Genomic DNA, 21,134 nt, shown 5'->3' with positions numbered 1-21,134 from the left:
GATTATCCTTGGTTCATTAATTCTGTGAGTTCGATAAGCGCAGCATTCGCGCGCGAGATATAGTTTGCCATGACCAGTGAGTGATTAGCCAGCATTCCAAAGCCATCACCATTTAAAATCATTGGGCTCCATACTGTTTGCTGGGTCGCTTCCAGCTCTCGTATGATCTGACGAAGACTGACCAGCGCATTTTTGTCCTCCAGTACATCAGCAAACTCAACCTCAACCGCCCGCAAGTAATGAAGCAGTGCCCAGGTGGCGCCTTTTGACTCGTAGAACACATCATCCAGTTTCCACCAGCTGGTGCGGATGTGCTTTTCCTGCATATTTGGCGATGACTGGCGCGCGCTTCGCTGACCTGCCAGGTCGGTATTGATTCTTGAAGAGCCAACACTGGCACTCAACCGCTGCGAATAGCTACCCAGGCGTTTTTCTACCAGCTTCAGCCACTCTCTCAGGTTGTCGGCGCGTGTATAAAACTGACTTTCACCGCGCGATGTGTCGACCAATTCAGCGCGATATTTGTAAAGCAAATCGATACCCTTCTGGTAGCTGGATTCAGCCGCAGGGAACATCCAGGCTTCGTTGTCCATATTCAACTGCGGCACGGCCTTAGCGATGTAGCGGTTTTCAATCGACTGCGACTGAGAGCGGGAAAAGTCTTTTCGCATAGCCAGCGCCAGGTCTCGGGTCATCTCAAGTACGCCGAACTCCCAGCTTGGCATATTATCCAGAAGAACGCCCGGTGGCATCATGTCATTAGAAAGGTAACCACCCGGCTTATCGAGCAGTGTTTCGGTAACAATAATCAGACTTGTGGTCATTGTGTACCCGGGAACATCAACATGGGAGGCTTTTTCTGCCTGTGCAGTTACCCGCTTTTCAACATTGAATGTGTCCGGGGACAGGCTCCAATACCACCCCACCAGCCAAAATAAGACAAACAGCAATATAGCCGCTGCCCCAATCCACTTTGCGCTAAGATACTGTTTGATAGCCAATGTTATATTCCTTTTATATCAGTAATGCCCGAAGCAATAACGCTAATTTAACGTTGTTGTTACGGGCATTGTGACTGGATTGATTACTCCTGTATATACGGTGGGCTGCCGTAAGCGCGAACTGAGGCGCGCTTTTGATGATGTCGCCAAATACCAATTGCAGCCACTACCACCAATACTGGCCAGAAAACGCTCAGGCCCAGGGTAAATACCGCAGCCGCAGCAGCGACTAAACCTATGATGATTGCACCGAACATACTAATTGCAACGATAAAGCCTACTATAACAAAGAGTACTGCAAGTGCTAAAAACAACATCAGGTTATCAAAGGGTGAGAGTAGTTCATCACTGAAGTAGATGTTTATATCCATCCATTCCCATATTGCCGCACCCAGGCCACTGGCGAGTATTATGGCAATCGCGACGGCCAGAAAGAAATTTTTCATACTGACCACCGGGGTAACAGAATAACCGCCGCCAGATATGCCAGCACAGTAATACCGGGCAACATAAACACGCTCAGTACCGCCGCGGCACGCACCCATACAGCGTCGATGCTTAACCAGCGAGCGAGGCCGGCACATACACCACTGATAACCGATTCATGCATGATGCGATAAATTCGTTTCTGAGAATTAACAGTCTTCATAATCTGACTCCTGATTGCTAAGGATAATTATTACGCGGCTCTGGATTTCTTCATGCGAGCCAACTCTTCCTCGATGCTCTCGTCCTGTTCAAGCTCTGCGAACTGGGCTTCAAGGGAAGCGGACCCGCTACCCAGGTCGTAGGCTTCAACCTGCGCCTCTAACTGATCAACTTTTTGCTGATAAGCTTCGAACTTGCCCATGGCACGCTGTACGCTCTCCTGCTGAGCCTGATTACGCAGCTTAAGCTGTGCTGCCACGGTATGTTCACGCTGAGACAGCATGCGTGCTTTTTGACGCGCTTCGGCAAGCTTGTGCCCCAATTGCTCAATGTCATCTGTGAGCTTATCCAGCTGGCTATCTATCTGCGCAATTTCCTCTTGCAGGATCTCAAACTGACGAGTCTGAGACTGCTTTTCTTTTAGTGCTGCGCGGGCCAGAGAGTCATTACCTTTTTCAACAGCACGCTGCGCTTTTTCCTGCCAGCGCTGTGCGCTGCGGTTAAGTGAATCAGCATTCCGATTAAGCTGTTTTTTCTGCGCAATGTACTGCGCTGATACACAGCGGGCATGAGCCAGTGCTTCTTCCATCTCCTGAACCATGAGACGAATAAGCTTTTGAGGATCTTCCGCTTTATCTAACATAGCGTTGATGTTGGCGTGAACGATATCAGTCATTCTTGAAAACATGCCCATGGCAATCTCCTTTTAAAATAATTGGAATGCGATTCAATGCATCAGCTAAAGAATTGCGATTACAGCAAAGACACTTCAATTGCCGTACCAATTATTTAAATCACTGTATTTTATGGAATTTTAAGAATTTCTAGGTAGATAATGGATGCGTCATATGGGCGTTGAAAGAATAAATAGTCAAATTGACCATGGTGGTGGCATTTTCGACCACCTCTGTGTTACAGGCACAAAAAAAGCAGCGAATCGCTGCTTTTTTTTGACCACCCAGAATTACTGTACTTGTGTATCCTGCTCTTCATCGCGGTCTGATTTTTTTGACGCAGTAAGTTCTGTCACATTAACCGCACCTTTGCGTGTACCTGAACTTTCAGGTTCAAACATATATACTGCATTGGCGACCGCTTCAGTTACTTCCAGTTTTAACTCGTATGCGGTATTGGCAACCAGCTTATCTACCATTTGACTAACAGCGCGCTCGATAGGCATAGTGTTGGCAGAAGCAGGCGTACTGACAAGTGCTGCGGTCATAAGGGTTGATACTACAATTGCTGGGGCTTTCATAACGATTTCCTTGCTATTACTTTAAAGGTTAAGTGCAAATGTGCGAACACTTTAAAGATAGCGAAAGCTGTGCCAGACCAGTATTTTAAATTAAAATCAAATACTTATTTAAAACCAACCATTTCTTCATGCTGTCAGGTTAACGGCACTGGTCACCAAATAGCCAACTTGACCACTACGAATAGCCTATTTAACCAACCTTACTCTCATTGAAAGCTGCAACGTTAGCCTGCGCCGTTTCAACGCTGTCCAATGCGTTAAGTAATAAAGAAGGATCAGGTGATTTACCTGTCCCGTTCTGGCTAAGATAACGTCGCCAGATACGGCCGCCAGCCTCACCGGCGTAGAGTCCTAACATGTGTCGGGCAACATGCCAGGGCTTGAAGCCTGGCTCATCAATAGTTTCAATATACTGTTGCATCTTCAGCACAATCTCTCTGCGCGTCAACGGCGTGCTATGCTCTTTGAATATTTCCTTATCAACTGAAGCCATCAGATAAGGGTTTGCATAAACTTCCCGGCCCATCATCACGCCATCCACGTGATTGAGCTGCTCCTTTACCGCATCCAGGGTTTTCACCCCGCCATTTATACTTATATTAAGCTGCGGCCAGTCAGCCTTGAGCTGATGGACACGCGGATAATTGAGCGGGGGAACCTCGCGATTTTCTTTAGGACTTAATCCCTGCAACCAGGCTTTTCTGGCGTGCACAATAAAGGTATCACAACCTGCATTCGCCACCGTTTCAACAAACTGTGCAAAGGCATGGTATTCATCCATATCGTCAATACCGATACGACACTTTACCGTCACCGGAATATCAACCTCTGCCTGCATCGCCTTTACTGACGCTGCTACCACTTCCGGCTGTGCCATCAGGCAGGCACCAAAACTGCCGTTTTTCACACGATCTGAGGGACACCCGACATTGATATTAACCTCATCATAGCCTCGTTCCTGCGCCATAACTGCGCAGCGCGCCATATCACCGGCATCGGACCCGCCCAGTTGCAACGCAACCGGATGCTCCTGCTCGTTGAATGCAAGATAATCACCTTTGCCATAAATCAGCGCACCGGTAGTTACCATCTCCGTATAAAGCAGTGCATTACCAGACAACAAACGCAAAAAGTACCGGCAATGTCGGTCTGTCCAATCCAGCATTGGGGCGACTGAGAATTTACGGTGTTCAGCAAGTGACTGCATCATATCGGGTGCCTGTTAACAATCTTGATCTAGCGGGGTAATCTTTTTAAGCAAAAAGTTCTGGATTTGCTAGCCTGCATTAGCAGGCTGAAGCTGAGAAGTATACCATATAATGCGGTCGGGTGACTAAAGGGTTGTGAAGGTTGTAAGGAGCTCAGCAGTCTATGCCAGGTAATTTAGCGGTCCTCCCGCCATCTATTGTAAATGACTGACCGGTAACCCATTGCGCGTCATCGCTTCCCAGCCAGCATGCTAATGCAGCGATATCTGCGGGTTCGCCCAAACGGCCTAATGGATGGAGCTTTTTCAGCGCATTTAGTTTCTGCTGATGTGTATCATCCTCGAAGTACGACTGGTTTAATGAGGTATTTATCCAGCCAGGACAGATAGTGTTGCAACGAATATTGTAGCCCCCCAAATCAACTGCGATAGCTCTGGTGAGTGCATGTACGCCACCTTTGGAAGACACGTACGCTGTATGTGCTGCATTAGCAGCCTCACCCTCTATTGAGCCAATATTTATAATGCAGCCACCACGCTCTTTCATTAAATGTGCTGCGCACTGACTAGTTAGAAATGTGCCGGTAAGGTTAATACGCAGTGTTGCTTCCCAGTCGTTTAAAGTAGTGGTAAGAAAACTCGCCTGCTTCATCACGCCAGCAGCATTTATTAACGCATCTACCCGACCATATTGCTCTTTTACACTATTAAACATATTGTGGACTGACTCTTCGCAAGTCACATCTAAGGTCTTAAATTGGATATTCTTATGGAGCAGATCTTCCGGCTTATGTCGTGAACCTACGACAACTTGTGCTCCCTCGTCGGCGTAACGCTCAGCGATAGCCAATCCAATGCCCTGACTTCCCCCTGTAACCACAACTATTTTTTCTGCGTGTTTCAACTCAAGTCACCTGTTAAAAAGGCAGAACAGTTGCTCGGTTTAACTGTTCTGCCAGAATGCATGTCATCCTTTAGTAAACAATACCCGTCGCATTCAGATCATAATCGGTATAGGTATTATATGTCCCGGAAAGCCATAAAATAGCATTCTTGTTTTTTCCGTTAACAATGAGCGGCCGTATATTATCGTGCTCTTCATTATCAGATAGCTTTTCCCACTCAACGGTACTGATATCATCCTCTAAAGCTATATTCGCCCGGTATACCTGAAAGTTACCACTTTGTTTTTCTCCGGTATGAGGGTTCACGTTGCTGGCAATGACAACATGGGAAGGATCTGAAGGATCAAGGGTTATAAGGCCAGTATAACTTGCCTCTTTAGGGTAAAGATGTTCACCAGCGCGTGCTACTTCACGATCATGCCATTGCTGGCCGTCCCACGAAGCAATACGGTAACGTTGATCACTGTTTTTCAAATAAAGCGAATAGGCAATATGCGGATAGCCGTTGTCATCCAGCACCATGGAGCTGGTCCAGGCACTTTTATTGGCGCTTAGCTCCATGCCCCGGAATGCCCCCTCGCCTCCGGCAAATATCTGCTCTGCCTCTGAAGGTTTCAGTGGACCTTCTTTGCTCAGTTCCTTTATTAAATCGCCATTCGCTGTAAAAAACTTACCTTCGCGAAAGGCGGCATAATAAAGACTATTGCCATAGTCTCGCGGATGGGCATCAGTAAAAGAAATGCCGATCGTATCTTCGTTATCCGAAGCGTAGCGGGCATATGGTCGCTGGGTCCCCCCAAGCTCATCCTGAATAAGGTGGGTAGCATCGCCCCAGGTATTCCCGTGGTCTGTGGAGGATACAAATGTAGGGTTCCACTGAACGCCCCGATAAAGATTGTAAAGTCTATCTTCCTTTTCCAGGTGGAAGAGATTCATGTAGGTAACTGGTTCAGAAGCACTGATCTGTCGCTCCTCGCCCCAGACTGAGTAATCTGAAGACTCAGAGATACGGTAATAGTGGTGATTTTCTGTACTGTGACGCGCATACACTGTCAATAGTGAGCCATCAGGTCTGGCATAGAATACCGGCGAATTATGATCATCGTGATCAAAATTCTCATGAAGTACAGACGTGCTATCTACTTGCTGAGAGTCAAGATCGAAGATACCCACCACGGCGTCTCCGGTTCCATTGCCCTGTACACCGCCTATAACGAGTTTACCATTTTGAATGATAGCTCGCGGGTCCTGAAACCAGCACCATCCTGTATTTTCCATCATGGTCACCGGCGACGCGGCGGTAATGGCATTATCCCTTTCTGACTTAAGCATTTTGTAAAGCTCACTGCCTGCAGCCAAAAATGCGCCTACGCCATACACTTCGGTATAATCAGGGAAAGAGTCACCTGGCGAGGCGCCAACCGGCTGCACATAGGCAAGCATCCCTTCATGATTAACGGCCAGTTTTAATGCACGCCATGCTTTTTCAATTACCGGGCGATACTCTTCTTTATTCAACAGACCATTATTAACGCCCCACGCCAGACCAAACGTAAAGAACGCTGTGCCACTGGTTTCTACTTCAGGATAACCTTCGCGGCCACCTAGTAACCCCATTGACCAAGTGCCATCTTCGCGCTGAATGGTTTTTACCTTGGCCGCCATCTCTTTATACAAATCAACATAAAACTCGCGTCCTTTCCAATCTTTAGGTAAGTCGGGGATCATAAGCGCTAAGCCGCCAAACACCCAACCATTACCTCTGGACCAGAAAATATCTTCGCCGTTTTTTTCTTCCTGCGTGAAATAGCTAGAATCACGCCAGAACAGCTGGTCCTCTTCACTCCATAGCAAATCATAAGTGGCGTGGTATTCTTGATCCATGAACTCAAGGTACTTGTCTTCACCGGTCAACTTTGCCAACCGAGCCCAAACAGGCGGTGCCATAAACAACGCGTCGCTCCAGCCCCAGCGATCATGCGCGTGTGTATCTTCGGCTAGCCAATCCAGCGTACCTTCTTTTGGATTTTCCAGAATCCAGTCAAAACGCTCTTTTGTGGGTTTCAGCATGGCTGGGTCTTCATACTCACTATAAAGAGAAAGATAAAACTGCCCAACGGTGTGATCATCGGCGTGATATGGCCGTTGATGAAGTTCCCACTGATTTTCTTCACCAATATTTTTTAGCCAGGCGGTATAGCTGGCATCACCAGCAACTTTACGCCATTCATTCATGCCCGCATACAGCGCGCCATGATGCCACTCAAGATCGTGATAGCGTTCGCGGTTTGACCACTCAGGTGGGTTGCGCGGTATGGCTCTGTATTCACCTTGTTCTTCGTGATGTTCAATCTGCCAGTCAGCTACCTGCTTGGTTAATTGCTTGACCGATTGCATTGTGATGTCGGTAGGTGCTTCGTCAAGGTAGTTGGCTAGATATTGCTTCCATTGAAAATACGTTTTTATATCCTGCGCTTTTTCCCATGCAAAGCCGGCATAGTATGTCAGTTCGCCGTTGTCATTAGTGGAAGTGACCAGCACCGCATTGGACCGGTCTTTTTGGTCGCTTTGTTGCTCATGGAAAGTAGCCGTATATGTCTGTGGAAGAAGAACCGCTGTTCCGACATGGCTATCGTCAATTTTCTCCCAGGTACTGACCGCACTTCTCTCATCGTTTACATCTACCAGTGCTTTACCATCGTGCGTGGATACCCCAACGGCCACTTTAAGTTTTACGGGCTTACCATCTTGGGTAAACCGACTTTGCGCCTTATACAATTGGCTGCCGCGGCTAAGCGTGACACGCTTAACTTCTTCAATGTTCTGCTCTTCCCAACGATAAGTCAGCTCAAATGAAACTTGTTCATCAGATTTTTCAAGCACTTTAAAAGATTGATAAACGTTAGGTTGTACAAGTTTATCATCCTGACCGGGTTGCCAGAGCGCGACAGCCCCGCACCCTAAAGAGCTTCCCACATGGTATGGGTCATATCCCTCACCGTGATCTTCATGATAAGAAGTACCCTCAAAATGCGCTTCGTACCACTTATTAACTATCGGTTTATCTGTTCTTTTAAACCAGCAATCGGTACCGTTGTTTTCATTTGCCCCAGCGAGAGCTGGTCCATAAACTCGAAAAGCCACCTTGTCATTTTCAAATGCAAAATCGTCTTTTCGCTCTTTAATTTGTCTGGCCTCAAAGCTTTCTTGTGTGGCCGCTTCCTGACTCGAGCAGCCTGCTATTGCGAATCCGGCCAGGAATGTTAGCCACCCCATTCTTTGCTGCATAGTAAATCCTTAAATACGCTAGATGTCATATTGTATTACAATTTAACGATTACTTTACAACGCTTTTTACACCATCACAACATCGAATTTACTGGTCGGGTTTTTAGGAATGTGAGAACAAATTATCTGGCTCGCTTACGCCCCAGTGATATTGGCAGGCTTGTCAGCAATGCCGATTGGTGCCGTTTTGAATAAAAACGTATTACCGCTTTGTGGCGCCAGGTCCAAAGAGTATTGATCAAGACCAGTTCGAGCAGATGTTACGATAATGTGGTCAAGGTGAGGCCCCGCAAACGCAATACTGGTCACGCGGGGAACGGGGAACCGAAGGGTTTGAAGCAGTGTGCCATCCGGCGCAAACCTTAATATGGCATTGCCATCCCAGGCGCACACCCACAAATTACCTTCGCCATCAACAGTAACCCCGTCAGGGTATCCCTGCGAGGGTGAAAGATGAATGTGTGGCCTTTTGGATTTTACGTTTTGATTCTCATCAAGCGTGACCGCAAAGATGATACGCTCTTTGGAAGATACCGAATAAATGATATTTCCAGCGGGATCAAAGGCGGGCCCGTTACTTACAACGTATCCGGAATCAATAATTTGCGCAGCTTTAACTTTATTAAGAAGATACAGATGTCCGGATTCACTTTGCTCAGACTTGTCCATCGTGCCGAAATATAGATTTCCCTGCCGATCGACTTTTGCATCGTTTAGCCGGTTGTGTTTTTCCTTCTCAGGTAATTGCCATACCAATGTCTGTGGTTGCAGATTTTTATCCAGCGTATAGATGCCCGAAGCAAAGCCTGCAATAAGCTGTCCTTCCGCGGTTTCCTTTATCCAGCATACTGGCTCCGGGACAGAAGTAGTTTTTGTCTGCTGCGATTGCCAGTCCATGGAGTGAATTCGGCAGCCGTAAATATCCACCCAGAACGCGCGCTGCAATCGGTGGCTGTAATACGCCCCCTCACCCAGCTCACACTGACAGTTCAATACTGTGATTAAATCTACATTTACCATGATGTTATGCTAGCACAGTTATGGTGAATCTATCCGTTAGCGTTGCTTACAGCTGCCATAATTAGAACCAGTGCAGAGCCACTGGCAACCAGTAAAATCAATTGCCTGATGCGATCTTCGTTTATATTTTTACTGATAAAATATGACAGCGCCCAGCCAATTAAAATGGCAGGAATACATTTAAGAAAAAGAATGAAATCACTTTGCGTTGCACGTCCGGTCCACCATAGAACAAAAATGCCGAACAAATTGATATAAACAAAAAATACACTCAGGTTTGCCTTAATTTTGCTTTGCTCTGCTGACTGATAAAGTAAACCCATCGGCGCACCACCAGCCGATGTTGTAGTACCTAAAAAGCCCGAAAGTGATGAGGCGATGATATTAGTCAAGGCGGAGACCCGTGGGGTCATTCCCAGTACTGATAAGCCCACTGCGATAAGAATAGATACACCAAATAAAAGTTGGTATTGCGCAGCATCGAGATAGTACATGACGGTGCCGGCGACCAGGACGCCGATGGTGCCACCAAACACTGAAAATCCGGTATGGCGAACATCAATCTCAGCCCGGTATTTGACCGATAGTAATGAAGTAAGCAGAAGCGCATTGAGAATCATTGGGGCGGGAACAAGTTCCGGCATCAAAAAGTAGACCAGGGGCGCTGATAATAAGCCCAGCCCGAAACCTATCACCCCCTGTAGACATGCTCCGGTGATCAGGATGAGGTAAATACAAAAAAAACTCAGCAAGCAGTCTATATCCTCTGCGGTAAATTTATCGCTAGCGACCTTAATATAACTATTATATTACATTTATAGTTATCTATCGTTAACGAAATTTACCAATACGTCAATAGAGGAGTTTAAGTCCAGCCTGCATCAATAGTGAGTGTTTGCGCTGTCATCATACTGCTGTCATCGGCGGCTAAGAATAGCGCAGCATTAACAATATGCGCCGGTTTGAGCGTCTGATGTATACACTGTTGCTGCTTCACAGTCTCAACCACTTCCGGATCAAGCCAGTGACTCATTTGTCGTTTTGTCATCACCCAGCCGGGCACGAGTGTGTTTACCCGTATGTTGTGTTGACCGTATGCACTGGCCAGTGAACGTGACATACCTTCAATGGCGGCTTTAGCAGAGGTATAGGCCGGCATGCAGCTTTGCTTAATCCGCCAGCTGGCTGATCCCATATTAATAATAGAGCCACCGTTAATTTGCTTCATCTGCTCGCTCACCGCCTGGGCGGCAAAAAAACTCGGGCGTAAATTTACTGCGAGCCGATCATCCCAGTATTCAACGGTTACCTCATCAATATTGTGTCGCGTATCATCAGCAGCGTTATTTATTAACACACCAATCGGGCCCTGCTCACGGCCGGTCTGCTGGATAATGCTTTGTAAATGCGCAATGTCACGCAAATCACATTGCTCAAAGCGAACATTGTACTGTGATAGCTCGCGGGCAAGTTCAACGCTGGGCGTTTCAGCCATATCTACAAAGGTTACCAGTGCACCTTGTAAGGCAAATCTGCGCACCATTTCAGCGCCAATGCCTGTTCCACCACCAGTGATAAAAACCCGTTTACCAACTAGACTGGGATAATGTGTAGTCTGCTGACAATGCTCAGTCATTACTTACCTCACGCCTGACTTAACGATTGTTACTTTTGATGTGCTTGTCGATTATGCTTCGGCGATTTCTCTTTCAATCACGGTCATCGCTTCATCAATCAGATAGGTCATCATATTTTTAGCCCGCTCTGCATGTCCTTGCGCAATAGCGTTATACACCTTTTCGTGCTCTTCAACGATGGCACTATTATTACTTTTGGCAGGTGTTGTATGCTGAATACTGACGTTCAGGGCGGTGGTAATGAATTCGCGCAACTGATAAAAAAACCGGTTTCCGGAGGCTTGTAATATGGCGGTATGAAACTGCAAATCTGCATCGTGCATGCTGCCTTCACCGTTCTCAACCGCTCGGCGCATTTTTTCAAGCGCAATGCTAATGTTCTCAATTGCTTCGCTGTTCTGCGCGTTGGCAGCCAGCGCCGCTGCCTGCGGTTCAATAGCCAGTCGCATTTGAAGAAATTCTTTTAAGACCAACAAAGACGGGCTGCTTTCCAGCATCCAGCTCAATACGTTGGTATCGTAAAGGTTCCACCGATCAGCCGCTTCCACGCGAATGCCCTGTCTTGGACGAGACGATATCAGACCTTTAGCGGCAAGCATTTTAACCGCCTCACGCACTGCCGTGCGGCTAATGCCATATTCATCACATAATTTTGCTTCTGTTGGAAATCCGGTTTCCGGACTGTAGACACCCTTCACAATCGCTTTGCCCAATTCATTGGTCATTCGCTGTGAAAGGTTCAGATTTTCAATTCGAGCCATATTTTTCCCCTAACGCCTCTGTGCTCACTATACACCGATAACAGTACCGCGTCATTGATTCAGTGAATGGTCCACTTAAGCCTAAAGCGCATGATTTTACACTACTTTTCCATTGCAGGTTAACTATCTGTTAACACCCCCTTTTCTTTACCACTTTTGTAATATAATATTTCAATAACAATTCACCGCTGCTAAGCCAAACTAATAGTTGAAAAGAAATGGTTGATTTAAGCACACTGGACTGGCTCGTTCTGGCCGGTTTTTTCCTTCTGTTACTGGGTGTTGTGGTTATGTCCATGCGCCAGAAAGAAGAGGACACTGCCGATTATTTCCTGGCTGGTCGTAATGCCAGTTGGGTCGTTATCGGCGCTTCAATATTCGCCTCAAACATTGGCTCTGAACACCTTGTGGGTCTATCTGGCTCGGGCGCACAGTCCGGGATGGCGCTGGCGCACTGGGAATTGCAGTCATGGATTATACTGCTTTTAGGCTGGGTATTTGTGCCCTTCTACTGGAGCAGTAAGGTATATACGATGCCTGAGTTTCTGGAGCGCAGATATAACTCTTCTTCCCGCACCTTCCTGTCTGTTATCTCCCTGGTAAGCTATATACTCACCAAGGTTGCAGTCACTGTTTATGCAGGTGGTGTAGCCTTTAAAACCATTCTTGGCATCGAAAGTATCTGGGGTATCGACTTCTTCTGGATATCTGCCCTGGGGCTGGTCATTATCACCGGTATTTATACTGTTCTGGGTGGAATGAAAGCCATCATGTGGACCTCGGTATTGCAAACGCCTGTACTTATAATTGGTTCGCTGGTGATACTGGTAGTGGGCCTGGATAAGGTCGGCGGCTGGTCCGAAGTTGAGCGCCTCAATGCAGAACAGATGCACCTGATACGCTCTGCCTCTGATTCTGAGTTCCCATGGCCGGGTATTATCTTCGGCTCATTTATTATTGGCTTCTGGTACTGGTGTACCGATCAGTACATAGTGCAGCGGGTTTTATCGGCAAAAGGTATCAAAGAAGCACGCCGCGGTACCATGTTCGCCGGGTATCTGAAACTGCTGCCTGTCTTTATCTTCCTTGTGCCCGGCATGATTGCCTACGCGCTTAATGCAAAAGGTATTGTCACTTACGACAGCCCGGACCAGGCTTTTCCCATGCTGGTCTCTGAGTTATTGCCAGCAGGTGTCAAAGGCATTGTAATCGGTGGCCTTGTTGCCGCGTTAATGAGTTCTCTTGCGTCGCTGTTTAACTCTTCGGCGACACTTTTTACTATCGATTTTTATAAAAAATTCAAACCTGAATCGAGTGAAAAGCATCTGCTACGGGTGGGTCGTATTGCTACTATAGTGATTGTTGTTTTGGGTATTTTATGGATTCCGGTGATGAGTCTGATTGCCGATGTGCTGTATGAATATCTGCAATCCGTTCAGTCACTCATCGCCCCGGGTATCGCTGCGGTATTCTTACTTGGCCTGGTCAGTACCCGCATTACCCCCACCGCCGGATTTGTCGGGCTGGTCTCAGGATTTGTTATGGGCATGTTCCGCCTGGCGCTTCTGCCCTTTAAAGACAGTGTCGCCGGTACGCCGCTTGAATGGGTAGTGACCATGAACTGGCTGTATTACTGCATCCTGCTGTTTGTTCTGGTGGTCATAATTATGATTGGTACCAGTATGGTAACCAAAGCCCATAGTCGTGAACGTTTGGACGGGCTGACATTCTCTACCCTGGGTAACAATACATTTAAAGAGGTTGTTGCAGGGCTGGATAAATGGGATTACATCCATACTGTGGGTATATTGGGTATTACCGCATTTATCTATATCCGCTTCTGGTAACACAGCAATCAACATGTCAAAAAAAAGCCGCCATAGAGGCGGCTTTTTTATTGACTGTCATCGACTCACTAATCTGCCAGCGATGGTTTGAAAACCGGAAACCCTTCGTCATCCCAGTATAAAACTCGCACCCGGGCGTGGCGGTTAGGATCAGTAAGTGGCGTTCCCTTTAGCGCTTTATAATCACGACTGTGATAGACCATCAGGTCGGTTTTACCATCCGGCGCTTTGACAAAGCTGTTGTGGCCGGGCCCATAACGGCCCACTGAAGCATCGGTTTCAAATACCGGTTCAGACTTTTTATGCCACTGGCTCGCATCAAGCAGGTCTGCATCAGCGTCAGCCCAAAGTAATCCCATTGCGTAACGGTGGTCGGTCGCACTGGCTGAATAGGTCAGAAACACTTTGTCGTTGTGTTTGATGAACGCGGCGCCTTCGTTTACTTTGTATCCCTGTACCTCCCAGTCCAGGGTCGGTTCAGTGAGCAATGTTGCCGGTAACATCAACTCTGTTGGTGATCGCATCTGTGCAATCCACAATGCAGAATTATAAGACCTGTCTTTATCTTGTTGCGCCCAGACATAGTAACGCTTATCGTTATGCTCGAATGTGGTGCCATCCAGCGCAAACGAATCCCATCCGCTTTTAATTTGACCGGCTTCTTCCCACTCCCCTTTCATAGGATTTTCATGCGTATTTTTCAGTGCATACATCCGAATACTGAAAGGTGTTTCCGCCTCGCCGGCAGCAAAATAGATGTACCAGTTATCATCGACCCGATGCAGTTCCGGCGCCCAGATATTTGCACTCATTGGGCCGCTTTCATGTTTTTCCCATATCGCTTTTGGCTCAGCAATTTTCAGAGCATTGAGACTGCATGCCTGACGCAACTCAATCTTGTCAAACTGCGGTGATGTTCCGATAAAGGTATAACATCCGGTCCGCGGGTGATGCACAAGCATTGGATCAGCGCGTTGCAGCACGATGGGGTTGTCTATTGGTTTTATGTTACTTGTTTCATTTACCTGATTAGCAAAAGCCTGGCTTCCCGCTAATGTGGTAAACCAGGATGCTGCCAGTGTCGAAATTAATGTATGTTTGTTCATTTGCGCCCTCCCGCGATCTGCATATACTGATTTTAGAAAATGCCAACACATTGTTAATATTGTATTACATATTTAACACAATCCCTGTTAAACTGTGAATGAAAATCGAATAAAACGAGTAGATAACGATGCTGATGAGTTTCAAAAAACATGTTCTGACATCTTTATTTCTGGCTGCTACCGCATTTTCAGCAGGAGCAAAACAGGTAGAGGTGCATGACCCGGTAATGACAAAGGAAGGCGATACATTTTATGTATTCAGCACCGGACCAGGCATTACCTATTACGAATCAAAGAATCTTAAAGACTGGACGCTAACCGGACGCGTATTTCCCGATGAGCCAAGCTGGGCGCGCCGAATCGCTCCGGGTTTCGGCGGCCACCTCTGGGCACCGGATGTATACGAAAAAGAAGGAAAGTTTTATCTTTACTATTCGGTTTCTGCCTTTGGCAAAAACACGTCAGGTATTGGCGTCACAGTGAATGAAACGCTGGACCCGGATGCTGAGAATTATCGCTGGGTTGACCAGGGGATCGTCCTGCAATCTGTCCCGGAACGGGATTTCTGGAATGCCATCGACCCCGCCATTGTAGAAGACGATGAAGGCACCCCCTGGATGAGCTTTGGCTCCTTTTGGGGCGGGCTTAAGCTGGTCAAACTGGATGATGATATGACACGCCTGGCAGAGCCGCAGGAGTGGCACACCATTGCCAAACGCCCTGGTAGGCAGACTAATGATGATGCTGACCCCGGTGAGGGCGCGATAGAAGCCCCTTATATCTTTAAAAAGAATGACTATTACTATCTTTTCGTTTCGTTTGATAAGTGCTGCAGGGGAATGGACAGTACGTACAATATTCGCGTCGGCCGCAGTAAAAATGTTGAAGGGCCGTATGTCGACCGTGATGGTAAACCGATGAATGAAGGTGGCGGTACCCTAGTGCTGGAAGGAACTGACAACTGGGTCGCACTTGGCCACAATGCCGCTTATACATTTGATGGCACAGATTATCTGGTATTTCACGCCTATGAAACGGCGGACAACGCTGTGCAGAAGCTTCGCATTCTCCCGATGAGCTGGGACAATGACTGGCCGCAGGTTGACCCGGACGATTTAGACAAACTTACCACTAACCTGCAACAGAAATAACAGAATGGTTAGCCCGTTGTAAAAGACGGGCTTTTCAAACGCTGCGCGCCGACATAAACTTCTGTTATGTCTGATTTTTCCTGCAATTAATTTTCTGATGCCAGAAGCTCATCCGTTCTTTGCATTGTCACCTGCAGCACAACAAAAATTCATCGTTAAATTACTCATACTGAGTGCGATAATTGTCGGCGCATCCGGCACATTATTTTACGCTGCCGGTGTACTGCCGTTACTGCTTCCTTTGCTTGCTATACTCTTATCGATCATCGCCCCGTTTATCGATATACCTTCACTGGTTAAGAACAAAAAGCTGACGTATCTGTCGAACTACCTGCTTGTTGAGCACAATAAGCATGCAATATTGACATTACATACCGCGACACTATTTGATTACTATTTTTTATTTGCGCCTGAAATGAACAGCCGTGAGCGAAAAAAACGCGCTTTAACCGGTATTCTTGAGGGTCTTATTACACTTTGTAACGAGCAGGTTTTATCAGCCAATCCAGAACAAACCGTGCGACTTACCAGCTATGTGCTTAACGAGCGCACTGCGAACAAGCTTGGGTTGCAGCAGGTTCCCACTGATTTTATGCAAACGCTTATTCTTTGCTACAACTATATAAACCTGACAATGTGTCAGTCACTCCTTAATAAACGGTTGAGCCTGCCGTCTGTTAAAAATATAAAAACTTATAAGGGAAGTGTGCACACACTTACACAGAGGAAAGCGTATTTATTGCAGCTCAAATCGAGAATGTCTGATTGACATTAAGATGTGCCTGTCTCAATTAACCGTACGTCGACTATCATCACCGCGTGCGGACCAATTTTACTACCGTTACCTTTTTTACCCCAGGCCAGCTCCGGGGGGATAACGAATTCATAACGCGCCCCCACCGGCATCAAAAGTAATGCTTCGCGCAGTCCTTCTATCGCCTCGCTGAGCATAAAACTTTCCGGCGGCCCCTTTTTATAGGTATCGTCAACGACACTGCCGTCGGCGAGCAATATTCGCTGATGAACTTTCACAATATGATGACTTTCAGGCTGCTCTCCCTGCGCGTCATCTATCACCCGATACATCAACCCGGACGATGTAATCCTGACATCATCCTGTTTGAGATACCGCGCTATAAAATCCGCGGTCATATTGCGATTCTGACCGGCTGATCCTTTCGCTTTTGTACGTTGTTTATTTCTTGCCATATTACTGAATTACATCAATATTATTTGAATCAGACTATTCTGACAGTAGGCGAATGCCATATATACCGCCTGCCACTGAGCCATCATGCGCTTCAAACCGGACAGTGAGTGTCGGGGCTTTTTGCATGGCATCCGTAAGCGCGTAATCAACAGTATAGAACGCATCTGTGGCTGAGCTGGCTGGCAAGGTAACCGAAGCCAGTTTCTGACCATTTATCAGCACCGAAAACTGCCGGTCTGTGTCGCCTTTGAAATAGGTCAGTCTCAGCGTTTTAGCACGACCTTCCTCATTATTGAGCGCATAGCTGAACCAGCCTGTAGCGTCGCGCCAGTGATGCCCGTCATTAACGCCTGCACGGGTTTGCTGCCCCTTAAAGTTATGCTCAACTTCCGGTTGCTGCTGACCCGGACTGACTGCATCGACAGTAATACTGCGCAGCGCTTTGGCTGTCGCCGCTTCGGCTTGAGCATTCTCAACAAATGATGAAAAGTCACTTTCACTTAATTGCGGCCAGTACACCTCATAGCGACTATCGTGCAAGCGGAAAAATGGGATCAGCGTGGTACTTTTACGCTCTGGCTGATTGGCCACCGCCACGTTAGTGGATGCCTGAAAGGCCAGCTTGTCTCCGGGAGCGCGTTTAAGCCCCTCAAGAAAGGATGCAGGCTCGCCCAGCATCACCGGCAATGCTTCTGGCGGACATACCGGCCCTGCAGCAATATGCCCCATTCGGCTATCATCAGCCACAAAGTTCAGGTTTTCATTTTCAAAAGCCTGAACCTTTGTCGCCAGAACGACCGGCCCGTAAAGCACAGAATAATAATCCTGTCCGTCAGGCAGCTGCTCTACCTCAGGTTCAGCAGGAAGCTGGAAGCTGATAGTATCGTTATCCCGCCACTGTCGCTGCACAGTAATAAAGCCGGCTTCGGTCGTTGTGGTTTGGGCAGGCTTGCCGTTTACAGTAAGTTGCATATCATCAGACAACCATTCAGGCTTTCTCAGATGCATGGTGAATGATGAAGCGCCAGGATCTGTCTTTTGCAGGTTGATGGTGACATCACTGCTATCAGGGAAATGCGTTTGTGTCTCAATCCGCCAGCCTTTTTGCTGCCAGTTCAGGGCTGCCGGCATAAATAAATTCACCCATAACGCACTATCGCTATGGGTATACGCCAACTCGCCATACTTACTGTGATTTTCAATACCAGAGCCTACACAACACCACATTGAGTCCTGGACCGACGAATACATTCGGTAATGACCCGGGCGCATTGAGGTGAAATATACCAGACCTCCGTGCTCGGGGTGCTGTGAAGACAGAATATGGTTGTACATTGCGCGCTCGTAAAACGCCAGATAGCGCGGTTCCCCGCTACGCAGATATAGCATTTTACTCAGCTTCATCATGTTATAGGTATTACAGGTTTCCGGTCCCTCTACATCTTCCACCATCGGGGTGAAATCATCTTTTTCGTGGAAGTGTTCTTTAACGCTATTGCCGCCAATCGATACGCTTCGTTCCTGTGTGACCGTCTGCCAGAAAAATTCAGCGGCAGCCTCCCAGGCTGCATCATCCGCTGTTTCCGCAACCTTTAAAAAGCCAATTACTTTGGGGATCTGCGTATTCGCGTGAAGTCCGGTTAATCTGTCTTTATTTTGCGTTAACGGCTTCAGTATCGTTTGGTGGGAAAATTGACGAGCCAGATGCAAATATCGCCGGTCCTGACTAATCAGTGCCATATCGGCAAATACTTCATTAAGCCCGCCGTGCTCCGAATAAAGCATTTGTTGAATTTGTTCATCGCTTAGATTTTCAGTAACAGAAAGCATCCACTGCCCTAAGTCGAGCAACATAGTTTTAGCTTTATCACTACCAGCGATTTGGTAAGCATCACGCAGGCCGTGGAATAGCTTATCGATGTTATATAACGGCACCCACCGGTCATTTAATGAAAACAAATCAGCGTTAATATTGCCCTGGCGGATTTCACGCCACATAGCCTGACCATTTGGTATTCCACCTAAATAGCCACCATTGGCTTCCTGCGCTCGGACAAGCTCATCAAGCATATAATCAAGTCGATCTTTAAGTGCCTGCTGCCCACTTGCCGCCCATGCCAATGATAACGCAGACAGGTAATGCCCGCCGATGTGCCCGTCCAGTCCGGAATTTTCCCAATTCCCATAGCTATCCGCCTGAGTTTCAAGGCCAGCTTCGCGTAAATATGGCGCTAACAGACGGTCTGGCTTCATCGCCAGTAAGTAATCGATATTGGTCTGCTGTGCATGCCAGAAGGGCCCCCCGGTAAGTGACACCTGACTTAACGCAAACGCCTGTTGTGCGTTCGATACGGGGTTAATCGCTGCCTGCTGATGCGTTGCCGAATTGTGGCTATTGCTGGTGAGAGGTTCCTGCGTCGCGGATTGCTGGCAGCCCATTATCATGGCACTACCTATCGCGACGGATAGTAAGCGACGCTTCATAACCAGGCCCAAAATAGACTTATTCATGACTGATGACCCTTTGCCACGGCAGCGGAATTTTGTAAATCATCGACTACTTCAGGGTGCTCGTTTACAGCATCCAAGGTCAGGGCAAGCCGTTGATATTCCTGGTCGGTAATCCGGTAGCGATTCATCAGCAAACCCACTAAAAAGTGGAATAAGCCTGGAATGATGGTGAGCATTAACGCAATGCCGGTTAATGTAAATTCGCTTTGAACCTGCTCTGCTTCGTAATTGAAATAGGTTAGCAACCAGCCGACCATCGCCCCTGCCAGACCCATTCCGGCTTTCTGGCAAAAAGAAATACCACCGAATGATAAGCCAGCTACACGCTTGCCGGTTTTGCTTTGGCCGTAGTCAACCGCCTCGGCAATGGCAGACCAGAAAATGGGCGCATGTAAATCCACAACAAACGAGATGAGGAAATACAGAACAAAGGCCAGTAGCACATCCTGTTGACCTACGCTGAAAAACATAATGGCACTTAAAATACCCACTGCCATCTGACTGAAGCGAAACAGTTTGACCTTACACCAGCGTTTAGTAATCCAGGTTGAAGCGACCATCGCCAGAATAGCTGCTACTACACCAGTCGCCATAAAGTTAGCCTGCATATCAGGCCCGCCGCCCAGATAATACTTAGCGTAATAGATAGCGACGGAACCACGCACTACATAACCAATAGTGCCTAATACACAAACTCCACAAAGTGTCATCCACTGGTCATTCTTTAACAGAAGCTTCAGTTGCTCTTTAAAGGGTTTTTCATCAACCTTGTGCTCAAGTCGCTCAGTGGTGGTAAAAAAGCAAAACAGCAGCATGAACACCGCAAGTATCGCCATTAATCCCATCGCTGCACGGTAGCCTTCTGCCATATTACCGTCCCAGTAATCGGCACCTGCCAATTTGGGCACGATGATAGTGACAAGAAAGGCGGCTACCTTGGCAAAAAACAGACGATATCCGTTGGCAGACAGTTTTTCTTTTGGGTCTGCGGTCATAACGCCAATCAGTGAAATGTAGGGGATTGTCACTGCTGTAAACATCAGGGTTACGAAGATATAGGTCGAATAAGCCCAGACCAGCTTGGCGTTGTAATCAACATCAGGCGTACTGAAGGTAAGGAATACGGAAATACCAAACGGCACGCACAAAAATAAAAAGTAAGGACGGTAGCGCCCCCATCGTGTAGTAAACTTATCTGTAATGGTGCCCATTAGCGGGTCGCTGACAGCATCAATGAATCGCACCAATAAGAACATGATGGCCAAATCGGATGGCTTTAACCCGAAAATATCGGTATAGAAGAACGTAATAATCAGCATCATCGATGAGATCACTACATTGACCGCCATATCGCCGGCACCGAATCCGATCTTTTCTAATTTTGATAGTTTTTGTGTGGTCATACAGCCTGTTCCGATTAGTGAACCATCTGCTATCGCATCCCTGGTTCATTTGAAATGATGATGTTACCCGTTAACTGGAGTAACGGCGGATTACAACAAATTGCAAACCAAATGTTAATTTTAAATATACTATTATCATACCAATGTAAACGCAATGATTGTCGCTGTTTCTTTTTACCCTAGC

The 21,134-nt window shown here is 47.2% G+C and carries 19 protein-coding genes; 3 read left to right on the top strand and 16 right to left on the bottom strand.

Translation table 11 applies throughout. The features are described from left to right. Window positions 1–2: 2 nt before the first annotated feature. The 12 genes from FBQ74_RS03195 to FBQ74_RS03140 form a co-directional block, all read right to left on the bottom strand. Window positions 3–995, bottom strand: a complete 993-nt coding sequence (locus tag FBQ74_RS03195; protein WP_139757868.1) for a DUF2333 family protein — start codon at window positions 993–995, stop codon at window positions 3–5. An 89-nt stretch (window positions 996–1,084) separates the two neighbouring features. Continuing rightward, complete coding sequence (locus FBQ74_RS03190) at window positions 1,085–1,447, bottom strand: hypothetical protein (protein ID WP_139755288.1); 363 nt, start codon at window positions 1,445–1,447, stop codon at window positions 1,085–1,087. After that, complete coding sequence (locus FBQ74_RS03185) at window positions 1,444–1,650, bottom strand: PspC domain-containing protein (RefSeq protein WP_139755287.1); 207 nt, start codon at window positions 1,648–1,650, stop codon at window positions 1,444–1,446. The genes FBQ74_RS03190 and FBQ74_RS03185 overlap by 4 nt, the downstream gene beginning before the upstream one ends. A 30-nt stretch (window positions 1,651–1,680) precedes the next feature. Next, window positions 1,681–2,343: a PspA/IM30 family protein gene (locus FBQ74_RS03180; protein ID WP_139755286.1), complete on the bottom strand. Its 663-nt coding sequence runs from the start codon at window positions 2,341–2,343 to the stop codon at window positions 1,681–1,683. A 270-nt stretch (window positions 2,344–2,613) separates the two neighbouring features. After that, window positions 2,614–2,904, bottom strand: a complete 291-nt coding sequence (locus tag FBQ74_RS03175; protein ID WP_139755285.1) for a hypothetical protein — start codon at window positions 2,902–2,904, stop codon at window positions 2,614–2,616. 190 nt (window positions 2,905–3,094) lie between these two features. Beyond that, window positions 3,095–4,114 (bottom strand): tRNA dihydrouridine(20/20a) synthase DusA, encoded by a 1,020-nt coding sequence (gene dusA / locus FBQ74_RS03170; RefSeq protein ID WP_408641332.1) that lies wholly within the window; start codon window positions 4,112–4,114, stop codon window positions 3,095–3,097. Between the two features lie 151 nt (window positions 4,115–4,265). Beyond that, window positions 4,266–5,015, bottom strand: a complete 750-nt coding sequence (locus FBQ74_RS03165) for an SDR family NAD(P)-dependent oxidoreductase (RefSeq protein ID WP_139755284.1) — start codon at window positions 5,013–5,015, stop codon at window positions 4,266–4,268. A gap of 70 nt (window positions 5,016–5,085) precedes the next feature. Further along, window positions 5,086–8,304 carry a glycoside hydrolase family 88 protein gene (locus FBQ74_RS03160; RefSeq protein ID WP_139755283.1) on the bottom strand — a complete coding sequence of 1,073 codons (3,219 nt, stop codon included), beginning with the start codon at window positions 8,302–8,304 and terminating at the stop codon, window positions 5,086–5,088. Between the two features lie 135 nt (window positions 8,305–8,439). Further along, window positions 8,440–9,324, bottom strand: coding sequence for an SMP-30/gluconolactonase/LRE family protein (locus FBQ74_RS03155; protein WP_139755282.1), 885 nt, complete (start codon window positions 9,322–9,324; stop codon window positions 8,440–8,442). A gap of 29 nt (window positions 9,325–9,353) precedes the next feature. Further along, window positions 9,354–10,076, bottom strand: a complete 723-nt coding sequence (locus tag FBQ74_RS03150) for a sulfite exporter TauE/SafE family protein (RefSeq protein WP_139755281.1) — start codon at window positions 10,074–10,076, stop codon at window positions 9,354–9,356. Between the two features lie 113 nt (window positions 10,077–10,189). Then, window positions 10,190–10,960 (bottom strand): SDR family NAD(P)-dependent oxidoreductase, encoded by a 771-nt coding sequence (locus FBQ74_RS03145; RefSeq protein WP_139755280.1) that lies wholly within the window; start codon window positions 10,958–10,960, stop codon window positions 10,190–10,192. Window positions 10,961–11,011: 51 nt separating this feature from the next. Next, a complete protein-coding gene (locus FBQ74_RS03140; RefSeq protein ID WP_139755279.1) occupies window positions 11,012–11,722 on the bottom strand; it encodes a FadR/GntR family transcriptional regulator in 711 nt (236 codons plus the stop codon). 218 nt (window positions 11,723–11,940) lie between these two features. Between FBQ74_RS03140 and FBQ74_RS03135 the strand changes: the two genes are divergently transcribed. Continuing rightward, on the top strand, window positions 11,941–13,569 hold the full coding sequence (locus FBQ74_RS03135; RefSeq protein WP_139755278.1) for a sodium:solute symporter: 1,629 nt from the start codon (window positions 11,941–11,943) through the stop codon (window positions 13,567–13,569). A 68-nt stretch (window positions 13,570–13,637) separates the two neighbouring features. Here FBQ74_RS03135 and FBQ74_RS03130 read toward each other — a convergent pair whose 3' ends face one another. Then, on the bottom strand, window positions 13,638–14,675 hold the full coding sequence (locus tag FBQ74_RS03130; RefSeq protein ID WP_139755277.1) for a glycoside hydrolase family 43 protein: 1,038 nt from the start codon (window positions 14,673–14,675) through the stop codon (window positions 13,638–13,640). A gap of 134 nt (window positions 14,676–14,809) precedes the next feature. Here FBQ74_RS03130 and FBQ74_RS03125 point away from each other — a divergent pair, with 134 nt between their 5' ends. Next, window positions 14,810–15,826: an arabinan endo-1,5-alpha-L-arabinosidase gene (locus tag FBQ74_RS03125; RefSeq protein ID WP_139755276.1), complete on the top strand. Its 1,017-nt coding sequence runs from the start codon at window positions 14,810–14,812 to the stop codon at window positions 15,824–15,826. Window positions 15,827–15,923: 97 nt separating this feature from the next. Continuing rightward, window positions 15,924–16,595, top strand: a complete 672-nt coding sequence (locus FBQ74_RS03120; protein ID WP_139755275.1) for a hypothetical protein — start codon at window positions 15,924–15,926, stop codon at window positions 16,593–16,595. Between the two features lie 2 nt (window positions 16,596–16,597). Here FBQ74_RS03120 and FBQ74_RS03115 read toward each other — a convergent pair whose 3' ends face one another. From FBQ74_RS03115 to FBQ74_RS03105, 3 genes are read right to left on the bottom strand one after another with little or no spacing between them, the layout of a single operon-like run. Continuing rightward, the gene (locus tag FBQ74_RS03115) at window positions 16,598–17,035 is read right to left on the bottom strand and encodes an FKBP-type peptidyl-prolyl cis-trans isomerase (protein WP_139755274.1); all 438 of its coding nucleotides are present in this window, start codon (window positions 17,033–17,035) and stop codon (window positions 16,598–16,600) included. Between the two features lie 34 nt (window positions 17,036–17,069). Next, window positions 17,070–19,547, bottom strand: coding sequence for a beta-L-arabinofuranosidase domain-containing protein (locus tag FBQ74_RS03110; RefSeq protein ID WP_232371965.1), 2,478 nt, complete (start codon window positions 19,545–19,547; stop codon window positions 17,070–17,072). Continuing rightward, window positions 19,544–20,950, bottom strand: a complete 1,407-nt coding sequence (locus tag FBQ74_RS03105) for an MFS transporter (protein ID WP_139755273.1) — start codon at window positions 20,948–20,950, stop codon at window positions 19,544–19,546. Before FBQ74_RS03105 ends, FBQ74_RS03110 begins: the two co-directional genes overlap by 4 nt. Between the last annotated feature and the right edge of the window lie 184 nt (window positions 20,951–21,134).

This window comes from Salinimonas iocasae, from assembly GCF_006228385.1.
Taxonomy (GTDB): Bacteria; Pseudomonadota; Gammaproteobacteria; order Enterobacterales; family Alteromonadaceae; genus Alteromonas; species Alteromonas iocasae.
The sequence above is the reverse complement of the archived record's forward strand: the minus strand, read 5'-3'. Positions and strand labels throughout refer to the sequence as shown.